General features: G+C 64.6%; 30 protein-coding genes. 4 read left to right on the top strand and 26 right to left on the bottom strand.

The window, feature by feature from the left end; genetic code table 11:
- Positions 1–5: 5 nt before the first annotated feature.
- Positions 6–878 (bottom strand): 30S ribosomal protein S2, encoded by an 873-nt coding sequence (gene rpsB, locus AC1TQG_RS17515; RefSeq protein ID WP_482139038.1) that lies wholly within the window; start codon positions 876–878, stop codon positions 6–8.
- A 333-nt stretch (positions 879–1,211) separates the two neighbouring features.
- Between rpsB and AC1TQG_RS17510 the strand changes: the two genes are divergently transcribed.
- Positions 1,212–1,766, top strand: a complete 555-nt coding sequence (locus tag AC1TQG_RS17510) for a M23 family metallopeptidase (protein WP_482139036.1) — start codon at positions 1,212–1,214, stop codon at positions 1,764–1,766.
- 6 nt (positions 1,767–1,772) lie between these two features.
- On the opposite strand, the gene AC1TQG_RS17505 is transcribed toward AC1TQG_RS17510, so the two are convergent.
- Together AC1TQG_RS17505 and AC1TQG_RS17500 are read right to left on the bottom strand one after the other, a co-directional pair.
- Positions 1,773–2,672, bottom strand: a complete 900-nt coding sequence (locus AC1TQG_RS17505; RefSeq protein WP_482139034.1) for a tyrosine recombinase XerC — start codon at positions 2,670–2,672, stop codon at positions 1,773–1,775.
- A 131-nt stretch (positions 2,673–2,803) separates the two neighbouring features.
- The gene (locus AC1TQG_RS17500; protein WP_482139032.1) at positions 2,804–3,640 is read right to left on the bottom strand and encodes a siderophore-interacting protein; all 837 of its coding nucleotides are present in this window, start codon (positions 3,638–3,640) and stop codon (positions 2,804–2,806) included.
- Between the two features lie 136 nt (positions 3,641–3,776).
- On the opposite strand from AC1TQG_RS17500, the gene AC1TQG_RS17495 reads away from it, so the two are divergent.
- Positions 3,777–4,616 (top strand): SDR family oxidoreductase, encoded by an 840-nt coding sequence (locus AC1TQG_RS17495; protein ID WP_482139031.1) that lies wholly within the window; start codon positions 3,777–3,779, stop codon positions 4,614–4,616.
- Between the two features lie 10 nt (positions 4,617–4,626).
- Here the strand turns inward: AC1TQG_RS17495 and dprA are convergent, their stop codons facing one another.
- Genes dprA through AC1TQG_RS17480 form a run of 3 tightly spaced genes read right to left on the bottom strand, consistent with a single transcriptional unit; the run spans position 4,627 to position 7,732 of the window.
- Complete coding sequence (dprA, locus tag AC1TQG_RS17490; protein WP_482139029.1) at positions 4,627–5,769, bottom strand: DNA-processing protein DprA; 1,143 nt, start codon at positions 5,767–5,769, stop codon at positions 4,627–4,629.
- 9 nt (positions 5,770–5,778) lie between these two features.
- On the bottom strand, positions 5,779–7,335 hold the full coding sequence (locus tag AC1TQG_RS17485; protein WP_482139027.1) for a YifB family Mg chelatase-like AAA ATPase: 1,557 nt from the start codon (positions 7,333–7,335) through the stop codon (positions 5,779–5,781).
- Position 7,336: 1 nt separating this feature from the next.
- Positions 7,337–7,732 (bottom strand): YraN family protein, encoded by a 396-nt coding sequence (locus AC1TQG_RS17480; protein ID WP_482139025.1) that lies wholly within the window; start codon positions 7,730–7,732, stop codon positions 7,337–7,339.
- A 284-nt stretch (positions 7,733–8,016) separates the two neighbouring features.
- Between AC1TQG_RS17480 and AC1TQG_RS17475 the strand changes: the two genes are divergently transcribed.
- Positions 8,017–8,631 (top strand): Type 1 glutamine amidotransferase-like domain-containing protein, encoded by a 615-nt coding sequence (locus AC1TQG_RS17475; protein WP_482139023.1) that lies wholly within the window; start codon positions 8,017–8,019, stop codon positions 8,629–8,631.
- 55 nt (positions 8,632–8,686) lie between these two features.
- Here the strand turns inward: AC1TQG_RS17475 and AC1TQG_RS17470 are convergent, their stop codons facing one another.
- The 14 genes from AC1TQG_RS17470 to AC1TQG_RS17405 form a co-directional block, all read right to left on the bottom strand.
- Positions 8,687–9,010, bottom strand: coding sequence for a DUF2469 domain-containing protein (locus tag AC1TQG_RS17470; RefSeq protein ID WP_482139022.1), 324 nt, complete (start codon positions 9,008–9,010; stop codon positions 8,687–8,689).
- Positions 9,011–9,082: 72 nt separating this feature from the next.
- A complete protein-coding gene (locus AC1TQG_RS17465; protein WP_482139020.1) occupies positions 9,083–9,748 on the bottom strand; it encodes a ribonuclease HII in 666 nt (221 codons plus the stop codon).
- A 2-nt stretch (positions 9,749–9,750) separates the two neighbouring features.
- On the bottom strand, positions 9,751–10,617 hold the full coding sequence (lepB, locus tag AC1TQG_RS17460; protein WP_482139019.1) for a signal peptidase I: 867 nt from the start codon (positions 10,615–10,617) through the stop codon (positions 9,751–9,753).
- Positions 10,618–10,634: 17 nt separating this feature from the next.
- Complete coding sequence (rplS, locus tag AC1TQG_RS17455; RefSeq protein WP_482139017.1) at positions 10,635–10,976, bottom strand: 50S ribosomal protein L19; 342 nt, start codon at positions 10,974–10,976, stop codon at positions 10,635–10,637.
- A gap of 96 nt (positions 10,977–11,072) precedes the next feature.
- Entirely contained in the window at positions 11,073–11,993 is a 921-nt protein-coding gene (locus AC1TQG_RS17450; protein WP_482139015.1) for a hypothetical protein, read from the bottom strand.
- Between the two features lie 9 nt (positions 11,994–12,002).
- On the bottom strand, positions 12,003–12,437 hold the full coding sequence (locus AC1TQG_RS17445; protein ID WP_482139013.1) for a hypothetical protein: 435 nt from the start codon (positions 12,435–12,437) through the stop codon (positions 12,003–12,005).
- Entirely contained in the window at positions 12,434–13,435 is a 1,002-nt protein-coding gene (locus AC1TQG_RS17440; protein ID WP_482139011.1) for a hypothetical protein, read from the bottom strand. Before AC1TQG_RS17440 ends, AC1TQG_RS17445 begins: the two co-directional genes overlap by 4 nt.
- On the bottom strand, positions 13,429–13,758 hold the full coding sequence (locus AC1TQG_RS17435) for a hypothetical protein (protein WP_482139009.1): 330 nt from the start codon (positions 13,756–13,758) through the stop codon (positions 13,429–13,431). Before AC1TQG_RS17435 ends, AC1TQG_RS17440 begins: the two co-directional genes overlap by 7 nt.
- Complete coding sequence (locus tag AC1TQG_RS17430) at positions 13,758–14,135, bottom strand: YbaB/EbfC family nucleoid-associated protein (protein ID WP_482139007.1); 378 nt, start codon at positions 14,133–14,135, stop codon at positions 13,758–13,760. Before AC1TQG_RS17430 ends, AC1TQG_RS17435 begins: the two co-directional genes overlap by 1 nt.
- A 29-nt stretch (positions 14,136–14,164) precedes the next feature.
- Complete coding sequence (gene trmD / locus AC1TQG_RS17425) at positions 14,165–14,926, bottom strand: tRNA (guanosine(37)-N1)-methyltransferase TrmD (RefSeq protein ID WP_482139005.1); 762 nt, start codon at positions 14,924–14,926, stop codon at positions 14,165–14,167.
- Positions 14,923–15,447: a ribosome maturation factor RimM gene (gene rimM / locus AC1TQG_RS17420; RefSeq protein ID WP_482139003.1), complete on the bottom strand. Its 525-nt coding sequence runs from the start codon at positions 15,445–15,447 to the stop codon at positions 14,923–14,925. The genes trmD and rimM overlap by 4 nt, the downstream gene beginning before the upstream one ends.
- 14 nt (positions 15,448–15,461) lie before the next feature.
- Complete coding sequence (locus AC1TQG_RS17415; RefSeq protein ID WP_482139001.1) at positions 15,462–15,704, bottom strand: RNA-binding protein; 243 nt, start codon at positions 15,702–15,704, stop codon at positions 15,462–15,464.
- A complete protein-coding gene (gene rpsP / locus AC1TQG_RS17410; RefSeq protein ID WP_482138999.1) occupies positions 15,701–16,156 on the bottom strand; it encodes a 30S ribosomal protein S16 in 456 nt (151 codons plus the stop codon). Before rpsP ends, AC1TQG_RS17415 begins: the two co-directional genes overlap by 4 nt.
- A gap of 156 nt (positions 16,157–16,312) precedes the next feature.
- Positions 16,313–17,284, bottom strand: coding sequence for an NAD(P)/FAD-dependent oxidoreductase (locus tag AC1TQG_RS17405; RefSeq protein ID WP_482138997.1), 972 nt, complete (start codon positions 17,282–17,284; stop codon positions 16,313–16,315).
- 78 nt (positions 17,285–17,362) lie between these two features.
- Here AC1TQG_RS17405 and AC1TQG_RS17400 point away from each other — a divergent pair, with 78 nt between their 5' ends.
- Positions 17,363–17,935: a helix-turn-helix domain-containing protein gene (locus AC1TQG_RS17400; RefSeq protein WP_482138995.1), complete on the top strand. Its 573-nt coding sequence runs from the start codon at positions 17,363–17,365 to the stop codon at positions 17,933–17,935.
- 7 nt (positions 17,936–17,942) lie between these two features.
- On the opposite strand, the gene AC1TQG_RS17395 is transcribed toward AC1TQG_RS17400, so the two are convergent.
- The 6 genes from AC1TQG_RS17395 to ftsY form a co-directional block, all read right to left on the bottom strand.
- The gene (locus tag AC1TQG_RS17395) at positions 17,943–19,019 is read right to left on the bottom strand and encodes an amidohydrolase family protein (RefSeq protein WP_482138993.1); all 1,077 of its coding nucleotides are present in this window, start codon (positions 19,017–19,019) and stop codon (positions 17,943–17,945) included.
- A gap of 14 nt (positions 19,020–19,033) precedes the next feature.
- Complete coding sequence (gene ffh, locus AC1TQG_RS17390; protein ID WP_482138991.1) at positions 19,034–20,620, bottom strand: signal recognition particle protein; 1,587 nt, start codon at positions 20,618–20,620, stop codon at positions 19,034–19,036.
- 4 nt (positions 20,621–20,624) lie between these two features.
- Positions 20,625–23,144 (bottom strand): [protein-PII] uridylyltransferase, encoded by a 2,520-nt coding sequence (locus AC1TQG_RS17385; RefSeq protein WP_482138989.1) that lies wholly within the window; start codon positions 23,142–23,144, stop codon positions 20,625–20,627.
- Positions 23,145–23,148: 4 nt separating this feature from the next.
- Positions 23,149–23,487, bottom strand: a complete 339-nt coding sequence (locus AC1TQG_RS17380; protein ID WP_482138987.1) for a P-II family nitrogen regulator — start codon at positions 23,485–23,487, stop codon at positions 23,149–23,151.
- 50 nt (positions 23,488–23,537) lie between these two features.
- Positions 23,538–24,884: an ammonium transporter gene (locus AC1TQG_RS17375; RefSeq protein ID WP_482138985.1), complete on the bottom strand. Its 1,347-nt coding sequence runs from the start codon at positions 24,882–24,884 to the stop codon at positions 23,538–23,540.
- 232 nt (positions 24,885–25,116) lie between these two features.
- Positions 25,117–26,655 carry a signal recognition particle-docking protein FtsY gene (ftsY, locus tag AC1TQG_RS17370; protein ID WP_482138983.1) on the bottom strand — a complete coding sequence of 513 codons (1,539 nt, stop codon included), beginning with the start codon at positions 26,653–26,655 and terminating at the stop codon, positions 25,117–25,119.
- Positions 26,656–26,674: the final 19 nt, after the last annotated feature.

The raw sequence follows: 26,674 nt of genomic DNA, 5'->3' as shown, positions 1-26,674 counted from the left end.
GTGAATCAGGCCTGTGCAGGGGTTTCCGCGTCAGCGGCGGGAGCCTCGGCTGCCGGAGCTTCTGCTGCCGGAGCTTCTGCGGCGGGGGCTTCTGCGGCGGGGGCGGTGGCCTCCGTCAGCAGTTCCTGCTCCCACTCGGCGAGGGGCTCGCCGGCTGCGTTCTCAGGCTTGGTGTCGGACGAACCCTGTCCGGCGCGTGACTGCACACCTTCGGCAACCGCAGCGGCGATCACGTGGGTCAGCAGAGCTGCGGAACGGATTGCGTCGTCGTTACCCGGGATCGGGTAGTCGACCAGGTCGGGATCGCAGTTGGTGTCCAGGATCGCGATGACCGGGATGTTCAGCTTGCGAGCCTCGGAGACCGCGAGGTGCTCCTTGTTGGTGTCGACGACCCAGATGGCCGACGGAACCTTGGCCATGTCCCGGATACCACCGAGGGTGCGATCCAATTTGGTCATCTCACGCGTGAGCATGAGGATTTCCTTCTTGGTGCGACCTTCGAAGCCACCGGTCTGCTCCATGGCCTCGAGGTCCTTCAGGCGCAGAAGGCGCTTGTGGACGGTCGAGAAGTTGGTGAGCATTCCGCCGAGCCAGCGCTGGTTCACGTACGGCATGCCGACGCGGGTGGCCTCTGCGGCGATGGATTCCTGAGCCTGCTTCTTGGTACCGACGAAAAGGATGGTGCCACCGTGGGCAACCGTCTCCTTGACGAACTCGTACGCCTTGTCGATGTAGGTCAGCGTCTGCTGCAAGTCGATGATGTAGATGCCGTTGCGATCGGTGAAGATGAATCGCTTCATCTTGGGATTCCAACGACGGGTCTGATGCCCGAAATGAGCGCCGCTGTCCAGCAGCTGCTTCATGGTTACGACAGCCATGTGTTCACTTTCATGTGCAGTTTGACGTCGGCATCCGGTTGGTCGCCGACCCTGGCACCTGTCAGGTGTGGAACCCTCTGTCAAAGAAGGACTGCCCACACCCCGTGTCGGACGGACTGATGTCAGCCGACCGCAGGCGCGCGAAGTCACTCCCACCGAGGCGAGAGCGCCATATAAGTCTACGCGCGCGGGGCCTCCAGGAGAAATCGCCTCTCCACTTCACGCGTCGCTGATTGTCAAGCGACTCGACGCAACTGTGGATGATTGGCAGCGTTCTCCCCAAACACGTCTCTGACCTGGCGTGATCCCCTATCACCGGGCAGCATCATCAACATGGCCTTCAGGTGGCAAGTGCGTCGGGCATCAACGTCGATGATCGCCGCACTGGTCTTCGTTTCGCTGCTGAACTCGCCCTCGGCACCGCCTGCATGGGCGGCTCCGGCCGTCGGCAGCGATCGGGCCTACAGCTGGCCGCTGTCCCCCGTGCCATCGGTACTGCGCAGATTCGAACCACCGCCGCAGCGCTGGCTCCCCGGACATCGAGGTGTGGACCTGGCGGCCTCACCCGGCGCGGTCGTCAGATCGGCAGGCGCTGGGGTGGTGCACTTCTCGGGTCAGGTCGCAGGCAAACCGGTGGTGTCGATCCGGCACGCGGACGGGTTGTTGACCACCTACGAACCGGTGACCGGGTCGGTGCCTGCCGGAACTGCGGTCGCCCGCGGGTCACCGATCGGGGTCCTGGAGTCCGGACATGCCGATTGCCTGCGAGGGTGCCTGCACTGGGGCGCACGCCGTGGCGCCGGAGCGTCGGCGGTGTACCTCGATCCCTTGGCCCTGCTCGGGCTGGTGCGGGTACGACTCAAGCCGCTGCAGCCGGGTGACGGTTGACCGGCCTTACGCTCTCGGATGCGCCTGGTCATGGACTTTTCGCAGGCGTTCGACGCTGACGTGCGTATAGAGCTGTGTGGTCGCAAGGCTGGCGTGACCGAGTAGTTCTTGCACGACCCGCAGGTCGGCGCCGCCTTCCAACAGGTGCGTGGCGGCACTGTGCCGCAACCCGTGCGGGCCGAGATCTGGTGCGTCGGGCAGAGCTCCCAGCACTTTGTGGACGACGGTCCGGGCCATCCGCTGATCTAGTCGTCCACCTTTTGACCCGACCAACAACGCGTGACCGGCCTTTGGTTGAGCCAGCGCCGGGCGGCCCACTCGCAGCCACCGATCGATGGCGGCGGCGGCCGGGGTACCGAAGGGCACCGTTCGTTCTTTGTTGCCCTTACCGATGACACGCAGCACGTTGCGAGAACGGTCGATGTCGTGGACGTCGAGGCCACAGAGTTCACCGACGCGAATACCGGTGGCATACAACAACTCCACGATGAGCTGATCGCGTTGCGCGATCGGATCTTCGGGATCGTGGTCAGGTGCCGCCGGGGTCAGTGCGACTCTGGCCTGGTCGGCACTCAGGACGCCGGGCAATGTGCGGTGCGCCTTGGGTGCCTGCAGACGGGTGCCGGGGTCGACACCCAGGATGCCTTCGCGGGTGGCCCATGCGGTGAATCGCTTGGCCGATGAGGCCTGTCGCGCAATGGTTGTCCGGGCGGCGCCGCCTTTGCTGTGGGCGGCCAGCCACGCCCGCAGGGTTGCCAGGTCGATCGCCGAGGGCGCCAGACCGCGGACACCGGCAAAGCTGATGAGCGAGCGGATGTCTCCGAGATAGGCACGCACGGTGTGCTCGCTGTGCCCGCATTCGAGCTGCAGATAGCTCTTGTAGTCCTCGATGATCGATGCGCTCACCCACTCAGCCAACCGATCTGGGCCGACGGCCGCAAGCCGCCACACCCCACACCCCGATAATGTGCTGTTTTGGTTATGCCGACCTGGGCAAATGCTCGCCATAACCGCACATCATCGGGATCGGGATGTCGCTAGCCGGCGCTTTCGAGAGTTCGTTGGCTCGCTTTCCACTGACGGAAGCCCTCTTCGGTGTGCCCACGCCGCCAGTAGCCACTGATCGAGGCATTGCCTGCCGGCACTCCGCGTTCTTTGCGGATGTATCCGCGCAGGTTCTGCATTACGACCTCGGCTTCACCATGGATGAAGACCTGTACCGAACCGGGCAGCCACTCGGCGTCCCGGACGGCAGCGACGATCGGGGCATTGGCCCCACCGACCTCATCGGTGATCGCATCGGAGCCGACGCCACGGTGCAGCCAGACGATCTCGGCGGTGTCGGGGGCAACCAGGTCGACTTCGTCTTCGGGTCCGGCGACCTCGATGAATGCCTTCACGACGGTTCCGTCGGGCATGGCCTCGAGGGCTGCTGCCAGCGCCGGGAGTCCCGCTTCGTCCGCGGCCAACAGGTGCCAGTCGACGTCGGCTTTCGGGCGGTAGCCGCTGCCGGGACCCACAAAACGGATCTCCTCGCCGGGTTGGGCCGCAGCCGCCCAGGGACCTGCGATGCCCTCGTCGCCGTGGACAACGAAGTCCACCGCGATCTCACGTGCGGCGGCATCGACCCGCCGAACCGTGTAGGTGCGCAGGATCGTCGGCTCATCACCTTGAAGCTTGGCTCGAATCCGTTGCAGTCCGCGAGGTTTGGTGGCCTCCGCTTCCTCTGCCGGAAACATGAACTTGATGTACATGTCGGTGTCATCGTTCGCCTGGAAGTCGTCGAATCCGGCGCCCCCGAGGTACACCCGTACCAGATGGGGTGTGAGCTGTTCGGTTCGCTGAACCGTCATCGTGTTTTCGCGCTTCGCCACGCATACGTCCTCTCGTCGATGGCGGGTGGGCCGACGATCTTCGTCGGGGTCGGCTCCAGCCACCCGATCCACCGTACCTGAAAATAGGTAACCCTAAGTAGTGCGGATCACACCTGCCCACCGCTACGGTCTTTCTATGCCAACGATCCTGATCACCGGAGCGTCCCGCGGAATCGGACGCGCAACGTCCCTACGGCTCGCGGCGTCGGGGTGGGACGTGCTTGCCGGAGTTCGCGACGAGGCGGCGGGCCTTGATCTGAAGAGCGCATCGCCGGATCGGATCACGCCGGTCACACTCGACGTCACCGATGGTGAGCAGATCCGCGCACTGCACGACGTGTTACCCGACCGTCTCGATGCCGTTGTCAACAACGCCGGAATCGTTGTGGGCGGTCCGGTCGAGACCATTTCACCGGAGCAACTACGCCACCAGTTGGAGGTGAACGTAGTCGGTCAGCATGCGGTGACGCAGACCGTTCTGCCGCGACTGCGGGCAGCCCAGGGTCGGGTCATTTTCGTGTCGTCGGTCAGCGGCCGGATCGCAACACCGATGACCGGGGCATACAACGCATCCAAGTTCGCTCTCGAAGGGCTGGCAGATGCGCTGCGAATCGAGTTGCGGCCGTGGAATGTTCGGGTTGTTCTGATCGAACCCGGCCAGACCGATACAGACATCTGGCGCGACGCCGAGTCCACTCTTGACAGCAGCCTCACCGAACTCTCGGATGCGAACCGGCACCTGTACACCAAACACATCAACGGCTATCGCAAGACGATCGCGACATCTCAGAAGGCTGCGGTGCCTGCCGATCTGGTGGCGGCCTCGATCGAAGCCGCGCTCACCGACAAACGGCCGCGTGCCCGGTATGTGGTCGGCACTGCGAACAAGGTGCAGGCACCACTGGTCGGATTGTTGCCGACCAGGCTTTCCGACTTCATCATCGGCAAGGTCACCGGCGTCCCGAAGACACCGTGAGATCTGCACGTCACCCATCCCGAGCCAACCTCCAGCCCGAACCGTTGGTGTTGAGCATTCCTCGGGCCTCGAGGACCGCCAGCGCCGATCGGACCTGCCGCACATCGAGTCCGCACGCAAACGAGATCTCACCGATCGTCAGGGATCCGGAAGCCGGAACGGCGTCGTAGACCCGCAACTGGTCGGCATCGAGATTGTCGGTGCGGCGGCCGAGCGGACCGGCCTCTGGCGCAACGGCATCTGCACCTTCCGGTTGCGCCAGACGTAGTACGTCACGCGAGTCGGTCACCAGCTGTGCAACACCGTCGGCGATCATCCGGTGGCAACCCACCGACGTCGCCGAGGTGACCGGACCGGGTACAGCGCCCAGCGGTATCCCGAGCTTGCGGGCCCAGGCCGCGGTGTTCGCGGCACCGCTCCGGTGGCCGGCCTCCACCACAACGACCGCCGACGACATGGCGGCCACCAACCGGTTCCGGGTGAGGAATCGATGTTTCGCTGCCGTGGTGCCGGGCGCGTACTCACTCATCACCAGTCCGGTGCGGGCGATCTCGGACAACAATCGGGCATGTCCCGACGGATAGTCGTGGTCGATGCCGCAGGCCAGTACCGCGATGGTGACACCTCCGGAGGCAAGCGCATTGCGGTGCGCAACGCCGTCGATCCCGTACGCACCGCCCGACACCACCGTCCAGCTCTCGGCGGCCAGCCCATTCGACATCAGTCCGGTGACATGCTCGCCGTACCCCGACGCCGCCCGCGACCCCACGATTGCGATCGATCGGTCGACGGCCTCGTCGAGTCGGACTGGTCCTCGCACCCACAAGGCCAGCGGTTCTCCGCCTTTCGTGGCCGTGTCGGCGTTGCTCAGGGTCAACAGTTGCCAACCCGGCCATTCGGTGTCGTCCGGTGTCACCAACCGGCCACCGAGTCGCGCCGCCGCCTCGAGGTCTGCAGCAGCGGTGTTGACGCCGAACCGCGCTTCGGTCAGCCGAAGCACCTCGGCGTGCTTTGGCGGGACCACCCGGGTGGCAACGGCCTTTGCCGTCTCGCTCACCCCGACATCGGCAATCAATGCACGCAGCGCCGCGCTGGGCGGTTCGGCAACGGCGGCAAGATATGCCCAGTCCCGCCGTTCGTGTTCGTCGAGCACTACTCCCCCTCAGTTGTATCCGCGGTCACGGAACATCAGTGCCTGTGCCACATGGTCTTCCGACGGCTCGCCGGCGCCTGCCAGATCGGCGAGCGTCCAAGCAAGTCTCAAAGCGCGGTCGGCCCCTCGGGCGGTGATGCGACCGTCGCGCAGGAACAGTTCGATCGGACGGGTCACGTCTGGCGGCAGTCGGAACTCCCCTCGCCGCAGCACCGAACCGGGTACTTCCGAGTTCGTCTGCCACCCCTGTCCCCGCCAGCGTTCCCGGGCCGCGCCGCGGGCGGCGATCACCCGCTCACGGACCTCGGCGCTCGTTTCAGCGGCGCCGGCGGTCAGCGCGGCGTTGCCTGGCGGATCCATCCGGACCCTGATGTCCACCCGGTCCATCAGCGGGCCGGACAACTTCCCCAGATAGCGGCGGCGGGCCGTTGGTGAGCACACGCAATCCACATCGTTGGCAGGCGCACAGGGACACGGGTTTGCGGCCAGGACGAGTTGGAAACGAGCCGGGAACCGCGCCACTCCGTCACGGCGGGCGACCCGAACCTCACCGTCTTCCAACGGTGTTCGCAGCGTTTCGAGCACCTTCACCCCGAGTTCGGCACATTCATCCAGAAAGAGAACTCCCCGATGCGCCCGAGACACCGCACCCGGTTTGGCCATCCCCGTCCCGCCACCGATCATCGCCGTCACCGTCGTCGAATGATGTGGCGCAATGAACGGCGCCTCGGTCACCAACGGATGATGCTCCGGCAGACCACCGGCAATCGAATGGATCGCGGTGACCTCCAACGCCTCCGACTCCCCCAACGGCGGCAGAATCCCCGGCAACCGACGCGCCAACATCGTCTTCCCGATCCCCGGCGGACCCGTCAGCAACAGATGATGGGCACCGGCGGCCGCGATCTCCATCGCATACCGCGCCTCATCCTGACCCACCACATCGCACAGATCCGGAGACACCGACGCCGGCGCGCGCTGCACCGTTTCACACACCGTGTCCAGCACATTCGCACCCCGCAGCCACCCCAACACCTCCCGCAGGTGTGCCGCCCCACCAACCTCGATCCCCGAGACCAGCGTCGCCTCTGCGACATTCGCCAGCGGCACAACCACATACGCGAACCCCGCCTTACGCGCCGCGACCACTGCCGGTAATACACCCCGCACCGGCCGCACCCGCCCATCAAGGGCCAACTCTCCGATGAACACCGACTTCTCCAACAAGCCCGACGGCTTGTCGGAGTTCGCAGCCAACACCGCAAGCGCCAGTCCGAGATCAAAGATCGAACCCGCTTTGGGCAGCGTCGCCGGCGACAACGCCAACGTGATCCTTCCCTCCGGCCACTTCTGCACCCCACCACCGGACTCATCGGCAGAACCCTTACTTGCTGCCGCGGTGTTGGTGATCGCCGCCCGCACCCGATCCTTGGCCTCCTTCAAAGCCGCATCCCCCAAGCCCACCAGGTGCACCCCCGGCAACCCCTGGCCGATCGACGCCTCGATCTCGACCACCACACCCTCGACACCGCTCAGGGCCACCGACCTCACCCGACCCAGCTTCACCTCAGAACACCCCACGCAGATGCGAAAACGTCGGCTGGTCCGCCGAATTCAACTGCACGGCGATCACGTCGAAACGCACCACCGGCCATCCCCGGTCCTGCTCACGCAACCACAGCGCCGCCAGCCGCCGCATCCGCTTGTACTTCTCGAACGACACCGCTTCGGCGGCATCAGCGAACAACGACCCCGTCCGCGCCTTGACCTCCACCACCACCAACGCGACACCGTCAACAGCGATCACATCCAGCTCGCCGTAGCGACAACGCCAATTGCGCGCCACCACCACCCAGCCCGCGTCCTCCAAAAACCGGACGGCCAGGTCCTCACCCAACTGCCCGACCTCACGACGCGACAGCCTCGCGCCATCGCGACCCGAATGATCTCCCGACTGATTCATGGACCAACCATGACGACCACCACCGGCACACCACCTAAAAACCGACCACAGAATCCTCTCCTGTGGACACAGCACTGAACTGTGGAAAGTCGGGACTACTTGAGCTACGTCTCCGCGATGACTTCATCCATCACAAAGTCGCGGGGTACCAACTGCGATACCCATCCCGCCTCCGGCACCACTGAACAGCGATATTGCCGGTCTTCCGATCAACCCAGTTCACCCGTTGCGCCACAGGAGATCTCAGGGCGGACTGTCCGACGCAGTTGTGGCAGGCTGGTGACATGGCCGAACTATTGCTGGTCAGTCGATGGCTGGACGCCGTCCCCGGATTTCTGACGCCCCGGACCAAACCAGGCGCACGCATCGGTTTCGTCCCGACGGCGTCATCGATCTATACCGACCGCGGCTGGGTGGATTTCGACCGCGCAACATTGAGCGGTCAGGGCTGGCAAACGACCGAACTCGACATCGAGACGATGCCGGCGACCGACATCAAGGATGCGCTGACCTCCGTCGACGCCGTTTTCGTCTCCGGCGGCAACGTCTTCCACCTACTGGCGGCGATGCGGCGCACCGGCTTCGCCGACGTGCTCACCGAACACGTCCGTGCAGGTCTTCCGTATATCGGTGCGAGCGCGGGCGCCTGCGTTGTCGGCGCCGACATCGAACCGCTCGGCCTGCTCGACGACCCGACCGAAGCGAGCGGATTGCGCTCGACCGTGGGGCTCGGCTGGATCGACGAGGTCATCGTGCCGCACGCCGACGGCATCGTGTCGGGTCGCGCGGTCATCGAGGAGGTCGCCCGCCGCTACGGCAAGCAATTCACGCTCCGTCTGCTCGCCGACGATCAGGCGTTGCTCGTCTCAGACGGCTCCCGGTCGGTGATCTCGTCCTGAGTTCATCCGTTGTGCGACAGCACATCCCGCAGACGCCGTGCGAGGAATCCCCCGACTATTCGCCCAGAACCCCATCCTCGGGCAGACGCAGATCCTGCTTCTCGAGTTCTTCGATGTTGACGTCCTTGAACGTGATCACCCGCACCTGCTTCACAAAGCGGGCCGGACGGTACATGTCCCACACCCAGGCATCGCTCATGCGGACTTCGAAGTAGACCTCTCCGTCGGCATTGCGGGGCACCATGTCCACCGCATTGGCAAGATAGAACCGCCGTTCGGTCTCAACCACGTAGGTGAATTGACCGACGATGTCCTTGTATTCGCGGTACAGGGACAGTTCCATCTCGGTTTCATACTTCTCGAGATCCTCGGCGCTCATCCTGTAAGGGTAACGCGCCCCCACCACAGGACTGTGCACCGAGGACACCAATCAGGGCACCGAGGACACCATTCAGGGCACGCGGACGCGCATTCGCACGTTGCGATACGACATCCGATGCTGCTGCGACGGTCCCAGATCGTCGAGACAGCTCATGTGCATCTGCGTGCTGTAGCCCTTGTGGACTGCGAATCCATACCCGGGAAGCACACGATCCATGTCGACCATGATCCGGTCCCTGGTGACCTTGGCGACGATGCTGGCGGCGGCAATGCAGGCCGCAGCCCCGTCGCCGCCGATCACCGGAAGTGAGGGAGCGGTCAGTCCGGGCACCACAAAGCCGTCGGAGAGCACGTATCCGGGGCTGACCGGCAAACCTGCCACAGCCCGCCGCATGCCCTCGATATTGGCCACGTGGATCCCGATCCGGTCGATCTCATCGGCGTCGACGATCACGGCCGACCACGCCAATGCATGACGGGTCACCGACTTGTAGAGCTTTTCCCGGGTCGACTCGCTCAATTTCTTCGAATCATCAAGTCCTGCGAGCGAAACCAGCTGAGTCGGCTTGAGGACACAGGCAGCCACAACCAGCGGGCCCGCACAGGCCCCGCGACCGGCCTCATCGACCCCGGCCACCGGCCCGAGTCCACTGCGATTGAGAGCGGCCTCGAAAGTGCGCAGCCCGGCCGCTCGTCGAATCGCCACCCGGGGTGGCCACTTCGTTGGCGCGGACATCGTTACTTCTGTGGATTGATGGACTCAACGCTGCCGAAGCGGGAGAACGGGTAGATGATCAAGCGGACTTTGCCGCGGATGTCATCGACCGGAACCATGCCGTGCAACTGGTCATCCATGTGGTAACGAGAGTCGGCGGAATTGCCCCGATTGTCACCCATCACCCAGACCTGCCCCTCGGGCACATCGAGCGGACCGAAATCGGGGCCGAAGCACGAGTTGAGTTCGCCGTTGGTGTCGAGGAGTTCCGCAGGCCGGAGCTCTGCGTTCTTCCGCTGCAGTTCCAGGTCGATGTACGGCTCGACCAATGGTTTGCCGTCGACCTTGGCGCCGGTGCCATCGGCATTGTGGCATTCGATGCGCTGGCCGCCGACCGCGATCACACGCTTGACCAGATTGTTCTCGTCGGGCGGCGCAAAGCCGAACCACGACAGCGCGTTCTGGGTGCCGCGGACCAAGGTGTTCGATGACCGAGGGGAATTCCATCCCAGATCCCACGACGATGTCGGCGCCTTGAAGACGACAACATCTCCCGGCTCGGGATCACCGAAGCGGTAGGACAGCTTGTCGATCACGATGCGGTCGTTGGTGCATCCGTCGCATCCGGTGAGAGTTGGCTGCATCGATTCCGAAGGAATCACATACTGCCGCCCGATGAATGTCTGCAGCACCCAGGTGAGCAGCAGCACACAGACGATGATGATGACGGTTTCGCGGAGCAGAGAACCCTTTTTCTTGGGCTTGCGGCCATCATCATCGTCCAGGCTGCGCCAGGGGCGCGGGGAGTCATCCGATTCGAACGGACTGTCGCTGGCGGGTTCGTTTCCGTAGGGATTCGAACCGTCAGGAGTGCGGGGGGTGTCGACCACGCCGCAAGCCTAGTGTGTCAGCGCTTTTCTTTGATCTTCGCGGCCTTGCCACGCAGGTCGCGGAGGTAGTAGAGCTTCGCACGACGGACATCGCCGCGGGTCAGGATCTCGAGCTTGGCCAGGTTCGGGCTGTGAACCGGGAAGGTCCGCTCGACGCCGACACCGAAAGACACCTTGCGAACCGTGAAGGTTTCGCGGACGCCACCACCCTGACGGCGGATGACAACACCCTTGAAGACCTGAACGCGTTCTTTCGAGCCCTCGATCACCTTCACGTGAACGTTGAGGGTGTCACCCGGACGGAAGTCGGGGATGTCGTCGCGCAGGGACCTGTTGTCCAAGAAATCCAGAGTGTTCATACTGTCGGTTCCAATCCTATTGGCGTGAGCAGAGGAACCTAGCGGCCTTGCGGCTCGACTGGTTCGTGCTCTGATTCGTTTGGTCGCCGCCACAGATCAGCGAACAGGAGAACCTGGCGTCTGACCGTCGATCGGCAACTGGTCAATTGTGCCAGAAGGACCCCGCCCTTGAGAAATCGTCTTGGTCAACACCAACTCGCCGGACTCCCCTGGTGCAGGCGCGGCGTGGACAACGACATCGAGTTCGGCCTCGGCCCCGGCCTTGGCGTGCGCGACGTCCGGTTTTCCGGCCATCAGGTCCTGCATGAAGATCTTGGCCCGGATCAGCGGGCGCCGAATGCGGCGTTCACGGCGAACCGCCGCAGCCATCTTCTTCTCGCGCTTTGTGTAACGCCACCGCGCCCACGGGGATGTCGGACGCGCCAAACGGATCGATCCGACGATCAGAAGGGGGAAGATGAACAGCCCGATCAACCCGGTCCAGATCTTGCCCTTGAGCAGAACGATGCCGGTGAGCGCCGCGACAATCGACAGCGAGACGCCCAACGCCACCAACGACACCACATCGCCGGTGTCGGCGTCGTCGATCTCGAACGGGCGAAAGCCCATCAGCAACAGGCCCATGACGGCGAGGGCAACGAATACCGCATCGATCGAGGCCCGGCCTTCTTCAGCCCAGTACACATCTCTCAGATAGAAGATGAGCGCGAACTCGTCGAGGACCAGCGCCGCCCCGATTCCGAACAGGCCGGCGAAGATCGACAGCACAACCTGCGAACCGTTGATCGACATCGCGATCAGGCCCAGGCCCGAGATCATCGTGAGCACGGTCCCGAACACGACGTGGTGAATGTGCATCCCACCCGGTGTCACGTTGTTGAACCACCAGCTGACCTCGGCGCGGATCAGCCGGACACTGATCCGGATCCCGAGAAAGCCCAGAATGAACCCGACATACGCCACGAAGAGCGGTAGTCGCCCGTTGTCGACGATGTTCTCCTGGAACCAGTGGGCCATTCGAAGAGGTTATCCCCCAATGTGATCGCGAAGGACATTTGCGACCAAAACGGTCGAACCGGTCGCGGCACACGCCTCGCAGACGAGTTCCCGCAGGCCATCGCGCCCTGTGTTGGCGATCCCGAACTCGAGTGCCGCGACGGCACGCGCCCGGCTGAACTCCGCCCGGTATTCCGGCATCCGCCCCGCATGCCCGGCCGACAACGCAGCCCCGTCCAGTCGGGCTCGCATCGATCCGACAGACAGTCGGTGTGCCGGACCGACCGGACGATTGGCCCGCCAATCGGTCAATACAGCCGTGATCACGCCATCGGTCGGCACCGCTGCGGCATCGAGTGCGGTCACGGTCAGGAGCAGGCCGGCCCGACTCACCTGTCGCGGTTCGACACGATCGACCAGAGCCGCGACGCCTGATCCGAGCACATCGATGCGGTGCGCTGTCATTGCCCGGAGTCCTCGTCGCCGCCGTCGTCGATGCGGAGATTCTGGGCTCCGCTATCGGCGATCTCGGCGGCGACCTCGGCAGGTGGCGGCGTGGCGGCACAGACTGCCAACGGCTCGATGTCGCGGTCGGCGAAATAGCTCATGATCGCGAGTTCGGGTGCTCGCCCATCGCCGACGGCGATCTCGTGTGATTCCAACGCCGTACCCGGACGTAGGTATCCACCCAATTCACTGGTCCCGACCACCACGACGTGGCGGCCGTCGCCGGCCACGCCGAGGCCGACCGCCATCCGAATCCACGGCGCCACCTCCGGTGGCTGGACGGCGGCCAGGTGTGCTGCACGTGAGCGCAGCATCGCCAGATCAGCGTCGGCGACGTCGAGGTCAGATCGGTGGTCCGCGCCGCGGGCGTGCGCCATCGCGCCTGCCATCGCACCGGCCATGGCGCCACCCATCGGGGCCATCATCGGCGCTCCCCCGCCCCCCGACTGGTTTTCGCCGCGTTCGGAATCACTCTTTGATGACAGATCGTCGGTGATCTCTCGGGTTCGCCAGTCGAGTTGTCCGGCAGCCGCGGTCATCACCCGGGTCGCAGCGTCATGCGCACCCGACAGTCTGGTGGTGTCGCCGGACGCGGTCGCGACAACCTGACCCGCCAGCACGTCTCGATCGGCGATCGCCGCAACAACGGTGAGCCGTTCCTGCGTCTCGGCGACCGCATCACCGTAGGCGCGCGTGGTGGCCGAATGTTGGGCGAGACGGTCGATCACGGTGGTCAGGTCGACGTCGACGATGCGACGGGCCTGCTCCGCCATCGCGATCACGGCATGTCCGTCACCGGTCGCCGCGATCTCACGGGCCGTACCGCCGAGGACAACCTGCACGTCCGACAGGCGCCGCGCCAACGCCGAAAACCGTTCCGCGGCGAGGTTCACTCGACCCGGATCTGTTGTCGGCCAGAGCTTTTCCAATAGTTCGGCGACCGGGTCACTCAGCATTGCCGGGTTCCGAGCGCGGTGGCAGCCGCGGTGTCGACGTCGCCGAACTCGACGGAAACGCGAGTGAGGTTGTCACTGAAGGCAAGGACGGCTGACCGGACCGCACGCAGTTCCGCCTCGGTCACGCGGGCCGCGGCGGTCTGGGCAGAATCGAAAGCGGAACCGGTGTGGTGGCCGGAGCAGTCGCGCCGGAGATCACCGATGATCACATCGACCTCTGCCAGGATCGCATCGACCTCCCCGACCAGCGGGGCAAGCCGGTGTACCGCAGCGGTCAGTGCCGCATCGTCGACAAGCAGGTCACTGCCGGCTCGCTCGTCCATCACGCCTCCTCCCGCGCGGCGACCTCATCGAGATCCCGATAGTGCGGTCCAGGGTTTTCGACGATCTGCTCGATCAGCTGGTTCCGTTGGTTGGCGAGTTCGCCATCTGCTCGCGCGGTGAGTTCACAGATCAGCGACGACAACTGGTCGGCGCGATAGCGGCGCAGCGCAAGGGGTTCCAGATGCAGGTCGATCAAGGCGCCGCGCGCATTGATGAATACTGTGACGAGCCGATCCGTCGAGGTCGCCTCGACGGTCATCGTGCGCAGTTGTTCTTCGACATCGCGCAGTTGTGCGCGCTGTCGGTCGACTTCATCGAGCAGGGAGTCCCATGCCCGCTTGCTGACCGCCACTGTCCTTGCCGATTCGGTACTCATCGCCACCCCCCCAATGGTGTGCGGAGATCCTAACCCGCGCCGGACGCCGTCGGGTCGGGTGGCAGCAGATCAGGTGGCAGCAGATCGGGACGACGGGCGCGGGTACGTTCGATGGACTGCTCGCGGCGCCAGCGCTCCTGTTTGGCGTGATCGCCACTGAGCAAGACCGGCGGTACGTCCAGACCCCGCCACGACGGTGGCCGGGTGTAGCTCGGTCCTTCGAGCAATCCGTCAGAGAACGAATCCTGCTGATGCGAGTTCGCGTTGCCCAGAACCCCGTCGATCAGCCGGACGGTGGCCTCCACCATGGCCATCACGGCCACCTCGCCACCGATGAGTACGAAGTCGCCGATCGAAACTTCTTGGACCCGAACACGTTTGGCTGCATCATCGATGACCCGTTGGTCGATGCCCTCGTAGCGGCCGCAGGCAAAGACGATATGACGTTCTTTGCTCCAGGCGTGCGCCGTCTCCTGGGTGAACGGGACTCCGGCCGGCGTCGGCACCACCAGCAGGGCATCATCGGGACAGACCTCGTCCAGGCATGGGCCCCACACCGTGGGTTTCATGACCATCCCGGGACCGCCGCCATAGGGCGAATCGTCGACAGCCCGATGCACGTCGTGGGTCCAGTCGCGGAGGTTGTATGTGTCGAGCGCGAGTATGCCTCGGTCAATTGCCTTGCCGAGCAATGCCATTCGCATCGGCTCGAGGTACTCGGGGAAGATCGAGACGACGCCGATCCGAAGGGCCGGTTGTGGCGTCCCCGCCTGCGCAGACCCCTCGGTCACTCTGGATCCAGCAGGCCGTCAGGGGGATCGATCTCAATGAGATCGGGACTCACCGTGGGGACGATCGCCGTCACGAACGGGATGAGGATTTCACGGCCGTCAGTCGTTTTGACCGAGAGCAGATCGCCGCCGGGCATGTGAAGAACGTCGGTGACAACACCGACATCGTCGCCGGACACGGTCCGGACCGGGGCCCCCTGGAGCTCATGATCATAGAACTCGTCGGGGTCGTCACCGGAGGAGACATCATCCGAGTCGATGAGGAAGAGCGTCCCCCGCATATCGGAGGCCGTATCGCGGTCAACAACCTCCGCCAAGGTCAGCAACAGCCGCCCGGAATGATTCCGGGCGGCCGTCACCGTGTAGTTGTTCTCGACAAACGTGTTCTTGCCGGTCGACTTGCGTCCACGAAGGACGCTGCCGACGGCAAAGCGTTCGCCGGGTACATCAGTCCGGACGTCGACCACCAATTCACCGCGCACGCCGTGCGTTTTGGCAACGCGGCCGACAACCAGATCCATGTGTCTTGTACCGATCAGCGATCGGTGTCGACGATGTCGACCCGCACACCCCGGCCACCGATACCGGTGACAAGCGTGCGCAACGCGGTGGCCGTACGGCCGTTACGGCCGATGACCTTACCCAGATCCTCCGGGTTCACGTGAACCTCGACAAAACGTCCGCGCCGACCGGTGACGAGCTCAACGCGCACGTCATCCGGGAAGGCAACGATGCCGCGAACGAGATGTTCGACTGCGTCAGCGACAACGACACTCACTTGTCGGTTGCCTCAGAAGCGGGAGCCTCGGCTGCAGCCTCGTCGGCGCTGCTGTCGGCCTTCTTGGCGGCCTTCTTCTTCGGGGTGGTTGCCTCTGCGGCGGGTGCATTGTCGGCAGCGGCGAGCGCAGCGTTGAACAGATCCAGCTTCGACGGCTTCGGCTCGGCAACGCGCAGGGTGCCCTCGGTGCCCGGCAGGCCCTTGTACTTCTGCCAGTCACCGGTGATCTTCAGGAGTGCGGCGACAGGCTCGGTCGGCTGTGCGCCGACACTCAACCAGTACTGCGCGCGCTCTGTGTCGATCTCGATCAGCGAAGGCTCTTCCTTGGGGTGGTAACGACCGATGGTCTCGATCGCCCGGCCGTTGCGGCGGGTACGCGCGTCGGCGACGACGATGCGGTACTGGGGATTGCGGATCTTGCCGAGGCGGGTGAGCTTGATCTTGACAGACACGAGTTACTTCCTTCTATGGTCACAGTGCAATTCGGCGACGTTTCGGAATTGAAACGCCCGGTTTTGCTGTTCGTGTGGCGTGACCGCCGGTCGGTGTTGAGCCGGGTCCGGCGAACCAGCTGATCATTCTGCCAGAGTCGGGCCCCTGAACTGAAATCACGCCGTCTCCGACCGGCCCTGCCCGCCGTCGATGGCCGACCGGACTTCCTCCGCGATGAGATCGGCGTTGACCTGGGCGCCCGCCATCGCCCCGGCTGCAGCCGCCCCCGACACCTGTGCCATCAGGTTGGTGATGTTCCCGGCCACCCAGACTCCCGGGACTGACGTCACACCGTTCTCGTCTGCGGGGATGTGCTCACCCACACCCATGGGGTGGGCAACCGATTCGAGTCCGAGGTCGTCGAGGTATCCCGCGCGGGCGACAAATCTCGGCATCACCGTCAGTGCTTCCCGCTCCACGAACGTCCCACCCGCGAGCCGGACACCGGTGAGTTTGTCATCGCGTGACTCAACCGCGACGACCGCGCCTTCCACGACCTTGATCCCTCGAGCCGACAGCGCGGCGGCATCCTCGCCGGACAAGGTCAGCGCGTCATTGAGGAAGAGCGTCACGTCCTGGCTCAACTGGCGGAACATCTGTGCCTGATGAACCGCCCAGGCGTTTCTCGCGAGAACGCCGATGGCCTGATCACGTACCTCCCAGCCATGGCAGTAGGGGCAGTGCAGCAGGTCTTTGCCCCATCGTTCGCGCAGACCCGGAATGTCAGGCAGTTCGTCGATCAACCCTGTGGTCAGCAGGAGTCGGCGCGCGCCAACCGTCCGCCCGTCGGAGACAGTGACCACGAAGCCGGCGTCGAGCGCGCCGTCCACCGAGACGACCTCGGCGGTGGCCAGGTCGACGCCGTATCGGCGGACCTCGTCGCGGCCGATCTCGAGGAGTTCGGCCGGTGCGATCCCGTCTCTGGTGAGGAATCCGTGCACCCCGGCCGCCGGTGCGTTGCGCGGTGCCCCGGAGTCGATGACCAGGACCGATCGCCGAGACCTTCCCAGCATCAGCGCCCCACTCAAACCCGCGGCACCACCGCCGACCACCACCACGTCGTAATCACTCTGCATCTCATCAGTCATGTCCCCACCGTGCACTCCCCTCGTAGGTTCCAGCAAGTTTGTTTGCCATTTCGGCAATTTTTGGCAGACTCTTCAGATATGGACGACGACTTGAATCAGGCCCTGAGCGCAGTCGGACCACGACTGCGCGAGCTACGCCGGGACCGCGACATCACACTCTCCGACTTGTCCGCGACCACCGGCATCTCCGAGAGCACCTTGTCGCGACTCGAATCAGGCGGCCGCAAACCCACACTCGAACTGTTGCTGCCGTTGGCCAAGGCGTACTCGATACCCCTCGACGAACTCGTCGGCGCACCCCCGACCGGCGACCCTCGCATACATCTTCGGCCGATCAACCGTCATGGCCGCACGTTCATCCCACTTTCCAAGCGTGCGGGTGGTGTGCAGGCGTTCAAGCAGATCATGCCGCCGCAGGACGTCCGAGACCCCGAACTCAAGACCCATGAGGGTTACGAATGGTTGTATGTCCTGTCGGGACGGGTTCGACTGATCCTCGGAGACCGGGACCTCGAGTTGATGCCGGGAGAAGTGGTCGAGTTCGACACCCACGTACCCCACTGGGTCGGCGCCCTGGGGACAGAACCTGCCGAGGTCCTCAACCTCTTCGGCGCACAGGGTGAACGGGCCCACGTGCGGACGCGTTCGTGAACGCAGCTCAGATGACGTTGCCGCCGCAGACGATGGTCTCCGGCGACCGCAGCACCGTGAGATCTGCGATCGGATCACCTGACAGCACAAGGACGTCCGCGCGGTCGCCTGCGTCGAGTGTTCCGACTCCGAGCCATCGCCGCGCCGAGCCGCAGGCGGCGTCGAGGGCGGCCCGCGCGCCGAGACCGATGTCGGCCAGTGCCACCACCTCGTCGACGATCCGACCGTGTTCCACGAATCCACCGGCGTCGGTTCCGGCATAGATGTCGACTCCGGCGGCGACCGCACCGGCAAATGTGGCAGGCGCATCGGCGTAGAGCTTGCGCATGTGTTTCTGGTACGCCGGGAACCGGTCCGCGCCGTCCGCGATCGACGGGAAGTTCTCCACCTGGATCATGGTGGGCACCAGCCCGATCCGCTGCTCCGCCATCACCGCGATGAGTTCGTCGTTGAGGCCGGTACCGTGTTCGATGCAGTCGATACCGGCCGCGATCAGCCCGTACAACGCTTCGGTGCCGAAAACGTGTGCGGTCACCTTGGCACCACGATCGTGCGCAACCGAGATCGCCTCGCGAAGCACATCCTCCGGCCACAGCGGTGCCAGATCCCCGGTGTCGCGGTCGATCCAGTCCCCCACGAGCTTGACCCAGCCGTCCCCGGCATCCACCTGTCTGGCCACCTCGGCAGGCAGATCGGTGACGTCGTCGAGGTCGACGCCGTAGTCGCGTAGGTAACGCTTGGGACGGGCGATGTGCTTGCCGGCCCGGATGAACTGCGGACACTTGGAATCGGCGTCGAGCGGGTGCGTGTCCAGCGGAGAACCGACCTCACGGATGAGCGTCGCGCCCGCCCGGACATCCGCGTAGGCGAATGCGCGGGCCTGCTCGATGGTCACGCCCAGCCCCGGTGCGATACCCACATGATTGTGGGCATCCACCAGACCCGGCATGATCCAGCCACCATCGGTCACCGTGACCGCGCCCGGCACCGACTCGTACGAGATCACCCCGTCGGAAACCCAGAACTCGATCGGTTCCCCGGTCCCGACGGCACGACCACGAAAGTGCAACCGCGACTGCACCATAGGTGTGGTGCCGACTACTTCTTCTTGGGCCGCTGGAACTGGCTGACGTCGATACCCTCGAGCCCGGGCGGAAGCTGATCGAGCCCGGCGGGCATGTTCGACAGATCAGGGAAGCCGGCAGGCATTCCACCGGGCATGCCGCCAGGGAAACCGCCCCGCACCTTCGGCTGCGTCGGTCCGCGACCGCCCTTCTTGCCCTTCTTGCCGCCCTTTTTGCGATTCACCTTGCGGTTGGCGCCGGGCATACCCATGCGGCCTGCCATCTGCGACATCATCTTCCGCGCGTCGAAGAAGCGATCGACCAACTGGTTGACGTCGCTGACCGTGACACCCGAACCGTTCGCGATGCGGGCCCGGCGAGATCCGTTGATGATCTTGGGGTTGTCGCGTTCGGCAGGCGTCATGCCACGAATGATGGCCTGCACCTTGTCGAGTTGCTTGTCGTCGACCTGGGAAAGCGCATCCTTCATCTGGCCCGCACCCGGCAGCATGCCGAGCAGGTTCCCGATCGGGCCCATCTTGCGGATCATCAGCATCTGCTCGAGAAAATCCTCGAGCGTCAGCTCACCCTGACTGATCTTGTTCGCCGCGTCCTCGGCCTGCTGCACATCCCAGTGCTGCTCCGCCGACTCGATGAGGCTGAGCACGTCGCCCATACCGAGGATGCGGCTCGACATCCGGTCGGGATGGAAGACATCGAATTCGTCGAGCTTCTCGCCCGTCGACGCGAACATGATGGGACGGCCGGTCATCTCCCGGACCGACAGGGCGGCGCCACCACGGGCGTCGCCGTCGAGTTTGGTGAGCACCACACCGGTGAAGTCGACACCTTCGGCAAACGCCTCGGCGGTGGCAACGGCGTCTTGACCGATCATGGCGTCGAGCACGAACAGCACCTCATCGGGATTCACCGCATCGCGGATCCCCCTGGCCTGGCGCATCAGTTCCTCGTCGATACCGAGGCGACCCGCGGTATCGATGATCACAACATCGTGCAGCTTCGATTTGGCTTCGGCGACACCGCCTTTGGCGACCTCGATCGGCTCGGCAAGGCTCTCGGCGCCATCATGACCCGAGACACCGAGCTCCCCGGTACCACCGACGTTCTGCCCCGGATGGGGTGCGTACACCGGCACGCCTGCACGCTCACCGACGATCTGCAACTGACTGACGGCACCGGGACGCTGGAGGTCACAGGCCACGAGCATGGGCGTGTGCCCCTGCTTCTTGAGCCACGCGGCCAGCTTCCCGGCGAGCGTCGTCTTACCGGCGCCCTGCAGGCCCGCGAGCATGATCACGGTCGGCGGGGTCTTGGCGAACTGGATCCGTCGGGTCTCGCCGCCGAGGATGCCGACAAGCTCCTCATTGACGATCTTGACGACTTGCTGCGCCGGATTCAGCGCCCCGGACACCTCGGCGCCCTTGGCCCGTTCCTTGATCCGGCTGATGAAGCCGCGGACGACGGGCAGCGCCACGTCTGCCTCGAGAAGCGCGAGACGGATCTCGCGACAGGTGCGATCTATATCGGCATCGGACAGCTTGCCCTTGCCGCGCAGATCGGTAAGGACACCGGCCAACCGGCCTGAGAGGGAGTCGAACATGCCCCTAGCCTATCGGGACACCGGATTTACCGGGTTTGTCGTCGTGCTCTCGGGGTGGCGCCGGTGGTGGCACCACTGCAAGGATCGCGTGTTCGAGCTGGTCACGGGTCTGCGAGCCGTCTCCGGGCAACTGGATACAGAACGAGTCGACCACCGATCCGCCCATCGTGGCGACCTTGGCCCACGTGATGTTGACGCCATGACGTTCGAGAACATCACTGACCCGGGCCAGCAGTCCGACCCGATCGCCGGCACGGAGTTCGAGGATGACACTGCTGTCGTCGTAGCCGTCGAACCAGATCACCCTCGGGGGTGCCTGCGCGAACAACGCGGGCACCGCAGGCGACACGCTTCCGTCCGGCGGCGCCAGGGGCGCGCTGTCGCGTTCCTTGGCGTCCAGTCGTGCGATCACATCGATCCCACCTTCGACCGCCTGGATCAGTTGCTGGCGCAGCAATCCCACCTCACCGGGATCTCCGAAGATCGGCGACACGAGAAACGTGTTGACCGCACTCCCCGCGTGCGTCTGCACCACCGCACTGAGCAACCGCAGACCCCGCAACGACAGGACGCCTGCCATCCGGGACAACAAGCCCGGCTGCTCCGGCGCGATCATGGTCACGGAGAAGGTGTGCTGATTGTCGGTGGACACCATGTCCACGCTGATCCCACCGGCTTCGGCGAGGGCGATCAGCTCAGGTGTCAGCGGATCGGGGGTGGATAGGTCGCCACCCTCCATCAGCCGCAGACACCGCCTGACCAATTCACCGATCAGCGACGCCTTCCAGTCACCCCAGACGCCCGGTCCGGTGGCCAGCGAGTCGGCCTCGGCCAGCGCCGCGAGGAGCTCCAGCAGGACCCGCGAGCCACCCAGCGTGTCGACAACGCTCTGCACCGTCGCCGGATCGTCGAGGTCGCGGCGGGTGGCCATCTCCGGCAACAGCAGGTGATAGCGCACCATCTTCGACAAGATCACCACGTCCTCGGGCCACAACCCGAAGCGATTGCCCACCTGGTTGGCGAGTTCGGCACCGACAACGCTGTGATCGGCACCGCGGCCTTTGCCCAGATCGTGTATGAGGGCACCGAGCACCAGGAGGTCCGGCCGTGACACCCGCGTGGTCAAAGCGCTTGCGTTGGCCGCGGTCTCGACGAGATGCCGGTCGACGGTCCAGGTGTGGATGGGATCTCGGGGCGGAAGGTCGCGCACCGCACCCCATTCCGGGATGAGCCGGCCCCACAGACCTGTTCGGTCCAATGCCTCGATCGGCGCGATCATGTGTTCGCCGGATCCGAGCAGGACCAACAGATCGCTGAGAGCGTCCGCAGGCCAGGGTTCGCGCAGTTCCGGTGCAAAATCCGCCAGCCGGGCAAGTGTCGCTGCGGCCATCGGCAGTCCGGTCCGCGACGACGCCGCCGCGACCCGGAGGATGAGTCCGGGGTCCTTGCTGGGGAACGCGTTTCGCGCCAGCGCCACTTCGCCCTGGTGCTCGACGACACCCTCGTCGAGCGGTCGCCGGATCGGGGATCTCCGCAACTTCGACAATCCCTTGCGGGGCAAGGAGTTCGATGAGGTCCGCAAACCCACGTCGACGGCGTAGCTGATGGTGCGCGCACTGTCGCTGATGGTGCGCGCCAACTCGAACCGATCGCCGATCCGGAGTGCGGAACCGATCTCGTCGGCGTCCTGCGCCCGTAGCTGTTCCCGTGGTCGACCGGTGATCCGGTGCAGTTCGGTACGAACGTCCAGCAAGCGCGTGTATGCCTGGCGCAGACCACCACCCGGCGAATCCGGCCGCAGCGCGGCCATGCCGTCGGTCAGCTGCGCGATGGCCAAGGCATCGAGCATGTGCACATCACGCAGACCGCCACGACCGTATTTCAGGTCGGGTTCGGCGCGGTGCGCGATGTCGCCGCTGCGACGCCAGCGATCACGGGCCTGGTCGACCAGTCCGCCGAAGCGTGACCGGATGTCGGTACGCCACTGCTGGCGAACACCACCGATCAACAGCCGCGACAGGTCCTCGTCGCCTGCGATGTGCCGCGCCTCGAGAAGCCCCAGCGCCGCAGTCATGTCAGAGGCGGCAACCTGCAAGGCCTGCGACACCGTCCGCACGCTGTGGTCGAGCTTGATGTGTGCGTCCCACAGCGGATACCAGATCTGATCGGCGACCTCGGCGACGATGGCAGGATCCATCTCGTCGTGGAGCAGGATCAGGTCGAGATCGGAGTGGGGCAACAACTCTTGCCGCCCGAGTCCGCCGACCGCGACGATCGCAAACCCACTACCCGGTTTGATTCCGATCTCGGCAGCCTTGGTGGTGAGCCAGAAGTCGTGCAGGTCGACGAGCACCCGCCGAAGGGCGGGCGCATCGATGCGCTTGTTGCCGTCGGCGCGTGTGAGTAGTTGTTTGCGTGCCGTGACAAGGTCTGTTGCCGCGGCAGGGGTCGCGTGAGACGGCTGCGGTCCCGCCTCCGAGGGTTCCTCGGAAGCAGGACCGCGACCGCCATTGAGAAATGGCACTGTCTTACAGGGCTTCGCTGCCGCGTTCTCCGGTACGCACCCTGACGACGGCTTCCACCGGGGACACCCAGACCTTGCCATCACCGATCTTGCCGGTGCGTGCAGCTTCGACGATCACATCGACAACCTTGTCGACTGCGGCGTCGTCGACAACGACCTCGACCCGAACCTTGGGAACGAAGTCGACTGAGTACTCCGCACCGCGGTAGACCTCGGTGTGGCCCTTCTGGCGACCGTAACCCTGGACCTCGCTGACGGTCATACCGACAACGCCTGCTTGTTCCAGACCAGCCTTGACATCTTCGAGCGTGAACGGCTTCACGATCGCGGTAACTAGCTTCATTTGTTGTATCCCTCCATGAGGATCACCTAGCGAAATTGAGTTTGCAGGACTTAAGCGAAGTCATACGCGCTTTCGCGGTGATCCGTCTCATCGATACCAGTGTCCTCATCTTCGGTGGTGATCCGCCAGCCGAGTGGCTTGAGTGCGAACGCGATGATGGTGGTCATGACAGCGGTGAATCCGACAGCGACCAGTGCGATGACGATCTGGATGACCAGTTGCTTTCCGCCGCCACCGTAGAAGAGGCCGGTCTCGGAGGCCAGCAGGCCGATCCCGATGGTGCCCCACAGGCCGGCAACGAGGTGCACGCCGACGACGTCGAGCGAATCGTCGAAGCCGAGCTTGGTCTTGAGACCGACGGCAACAGCTGCGAGTGCACCGGCGATCACACCGAGGATCAGCGAACCGATCGGGGTCAGCGCGCCACAAGCCGGGGTGATGGCGACCAGACCGGCAACGATGCCCGATGCTGCGCCGACGCCGGTCGCGGACTTGTCGCGGATCTTCTCAACCACGAGCCAGCCGATCAGACCTGCTGCGGTCGCGGCGGTGGTGTTGATCCAGACCAGGCCTGCCAGAGCGTCTGCGGTGCCTTCGGATCCGACGTTGAAGCCGAACCAACCGAACCACAGGATTGCCGCACCGAGCATGACGAACGGCACGTTGTGCGGGCGGTAGGCGGTGCGACCGAAGCCGACGCGCTTGCCGATGATCAGAGCAAGGACCAGACCCGCCATGCCGGCATTGATATGGACAACCGTGCCGCCTGCGAAGTCGATCGGGGCAACCTTGGCAACGATGTCACCGTCGACGTCCTCGGTTCCGAAGATCCACGACGCGAAGCTGTCCTCGGCGTTCGAGAGCAGACCGCCGCCCCAGACCATGTGCGAGAGCGGGAAATACACGAGGGTGGCCCAGACGCCCGTGAACACCAGCCATGTCGAGTACTTCACGCGCTCGGCAAGCGAACCCGAGATCAGCGCGACGGTGATCACCGCGAAGGTCAGCTGGAAGCCGGCCCACACGATGGCCGGAACGTCTCCGAAGCCGCCGATGACATTCAACGTCTCGCCGTCGATGTCCTTGGTCTCCATCAGTTGATTGAGGCCGAAGAGTGAGAACGGGTTGTCGAAGATGCCCAGGATGTCGTTGTCGCCGGTTGTCGACGACGAGAACGACATCGAGTAACCCCAGAGCACGTAGATCACGCTCACGACACCGAGGGAGCCGAAGGACATCATCATCATGTTGATGATGGATTTCTGACGCGACAGGCCGCCGTAGAAGAAGGCCAGTCCCGGTGTCATGAAGAGCACGAGTGCGGCGCTCGTCAGGACCCAGGCGGTCGCCCCGACGTCGTAGGGCGCAAACGCATCGTCTGGCAGTGCCAAAACCACTGTAAGAAACCTCCTAGAGTGCGCCGACGGCTCGGCGCCTTCAAAGAGATTGGCGGGCGAGGATTGCGTTTAGGGTGCTCTGGTGTTTCATGCGTGTGAACCGCGACCCGATTCATGTTTCATCTATGTATACCGGCAGGAATGACGTTGATCAGACCGCCGAACCTACGTTGATTTGTTGTGTGAGGCCGTCTCGAGTCGCAGCAATTCGCAGGATCTGAGCAACGTTTGATCAGCCCAACAGAGCGTCGACAAACGCCTCTGGTTCGAACGGTGCAAGATCATCTGCGCCCTCTCCCAGACCCACCAGCTTGACCGGCACCCCGAGCTCGCGCTGCACATGGAAGACGATCCCGCCCTTGGCCGTGCCGTCCAGTTTTGTCAGCACCACCCCGGTGATCGAGACGACTTCGGAGAACACCTTCGCCTGGGTGAGGCCATTCTGTCCGGTGGTCGCATCCAGGACCAACAGCACCTCGTCGACGGCGGCCCGCTTTTCGACAACACGTTTGACCTTGCCCAGCTCGTCCATGAGTCCGGTTTTGGTGTGCAGCCGACCCGCGGTGTCGATCATCACCACGTCGACGCCTTCCTCGATGCCACGCGAGACGGCATCGAACGCGACCGCAGCGGGGTCGGCGCCTTCTTTACCGCGGACCACCTCGGCACCGACCCGCTCTGCCCATGTCTGCAGCTGGTCCGCAGCGGCGGCGCGGAAGGTGTCGGCCGCACCGAGCAACACCCGGCGACCGTCGGCCACCAGAACGCGGGCCAGTTTGCCGGTGGTGGTTGTCTTGCCGGTGCCGTTGACACCGACCACCAACAGGACAGAGGGCTTGCCTGCATGCGGAAGCGCGCGGATCGAGCGGTCCAGGTTCGGCTCGATCTGTGCGATCAACACCTTGCGGAGCAGGGCCCGGACCTCCGCCGCCGAACGGACCGGCGCCTGGGCGAGTTCGGTACGCAACTGGTCGACGACTGCCATCGTCACCGATGTACCGAGGTCGGCCATCAGAAGCGTGTCCTCGATCTCTTCCCAACTGTCCTCATCCAGGTCACCGGCACCGAGCAGCCCGAGCATGCTCTTGCCCAGTGCGTTCTGGGACCGTGACAGACGACCGCGGAGCAGGCCGAGGCGGCCCGCGGTCGGCGCGATCTCATCGAGCGCCGGCTCCACGGCCTTTGGCTCGAGCTCAGGTTCCGGCGCCACGATCTCCGGTTCGATGATCTTCGGCTCGAAGACCTCCGGTTCGACGATCTCCGGCTCGACGACCTTCGGCTCGACAACCTCAGGCGCAGGCTCGGGTGCCGGGGCGGCAGTCTCTGGCTCGGCCACCTCGGGCGCTGCAGTTTCAGGCGCTGCAGTTTCAGGCGCTGCAGTCTCAAGCGCTGGGGTTTCAGGCTCGGCGACCTCGGGTTCCGCTACCTCGGGTTCGACCACTTCCGGCTCGACGACCGGCATCTGGGCAGCGGGCGGTTCGACAACCTCGGGCTCGGGCGCAACATCTTTCGCAGGTGCACTCGGGACGTCCGGGGTCGGCGGTTCGGCAACTGTCGTCCCGGACCCGCCCTGGGTGAAGGAGAAGCCCGAACCCGCCTGATAGCCACCCGATTTGTCGACCTGCCTGGTGCCATCGGATCCGGTGATCTGATCTTCGCTGTCGCGCAGGGAGATTCGACGGCGACGGGAGACCACCAGGCCTCCGACCACCAGCGCCAACAGCAGCACGGCAACTACAACAACGATCGCGATTACGGCACCTGAGTTCACCGGCCCAGTCTGCCAGAGG

The sequence above is a fragment of the Williamsia sp. Y844 genome (genome assembly GCF_056786475.1).
Note: the sequence above shows the minus strand (reverse complement) of the source record. Positions and strands in the feature narration are given on the sequence as shown.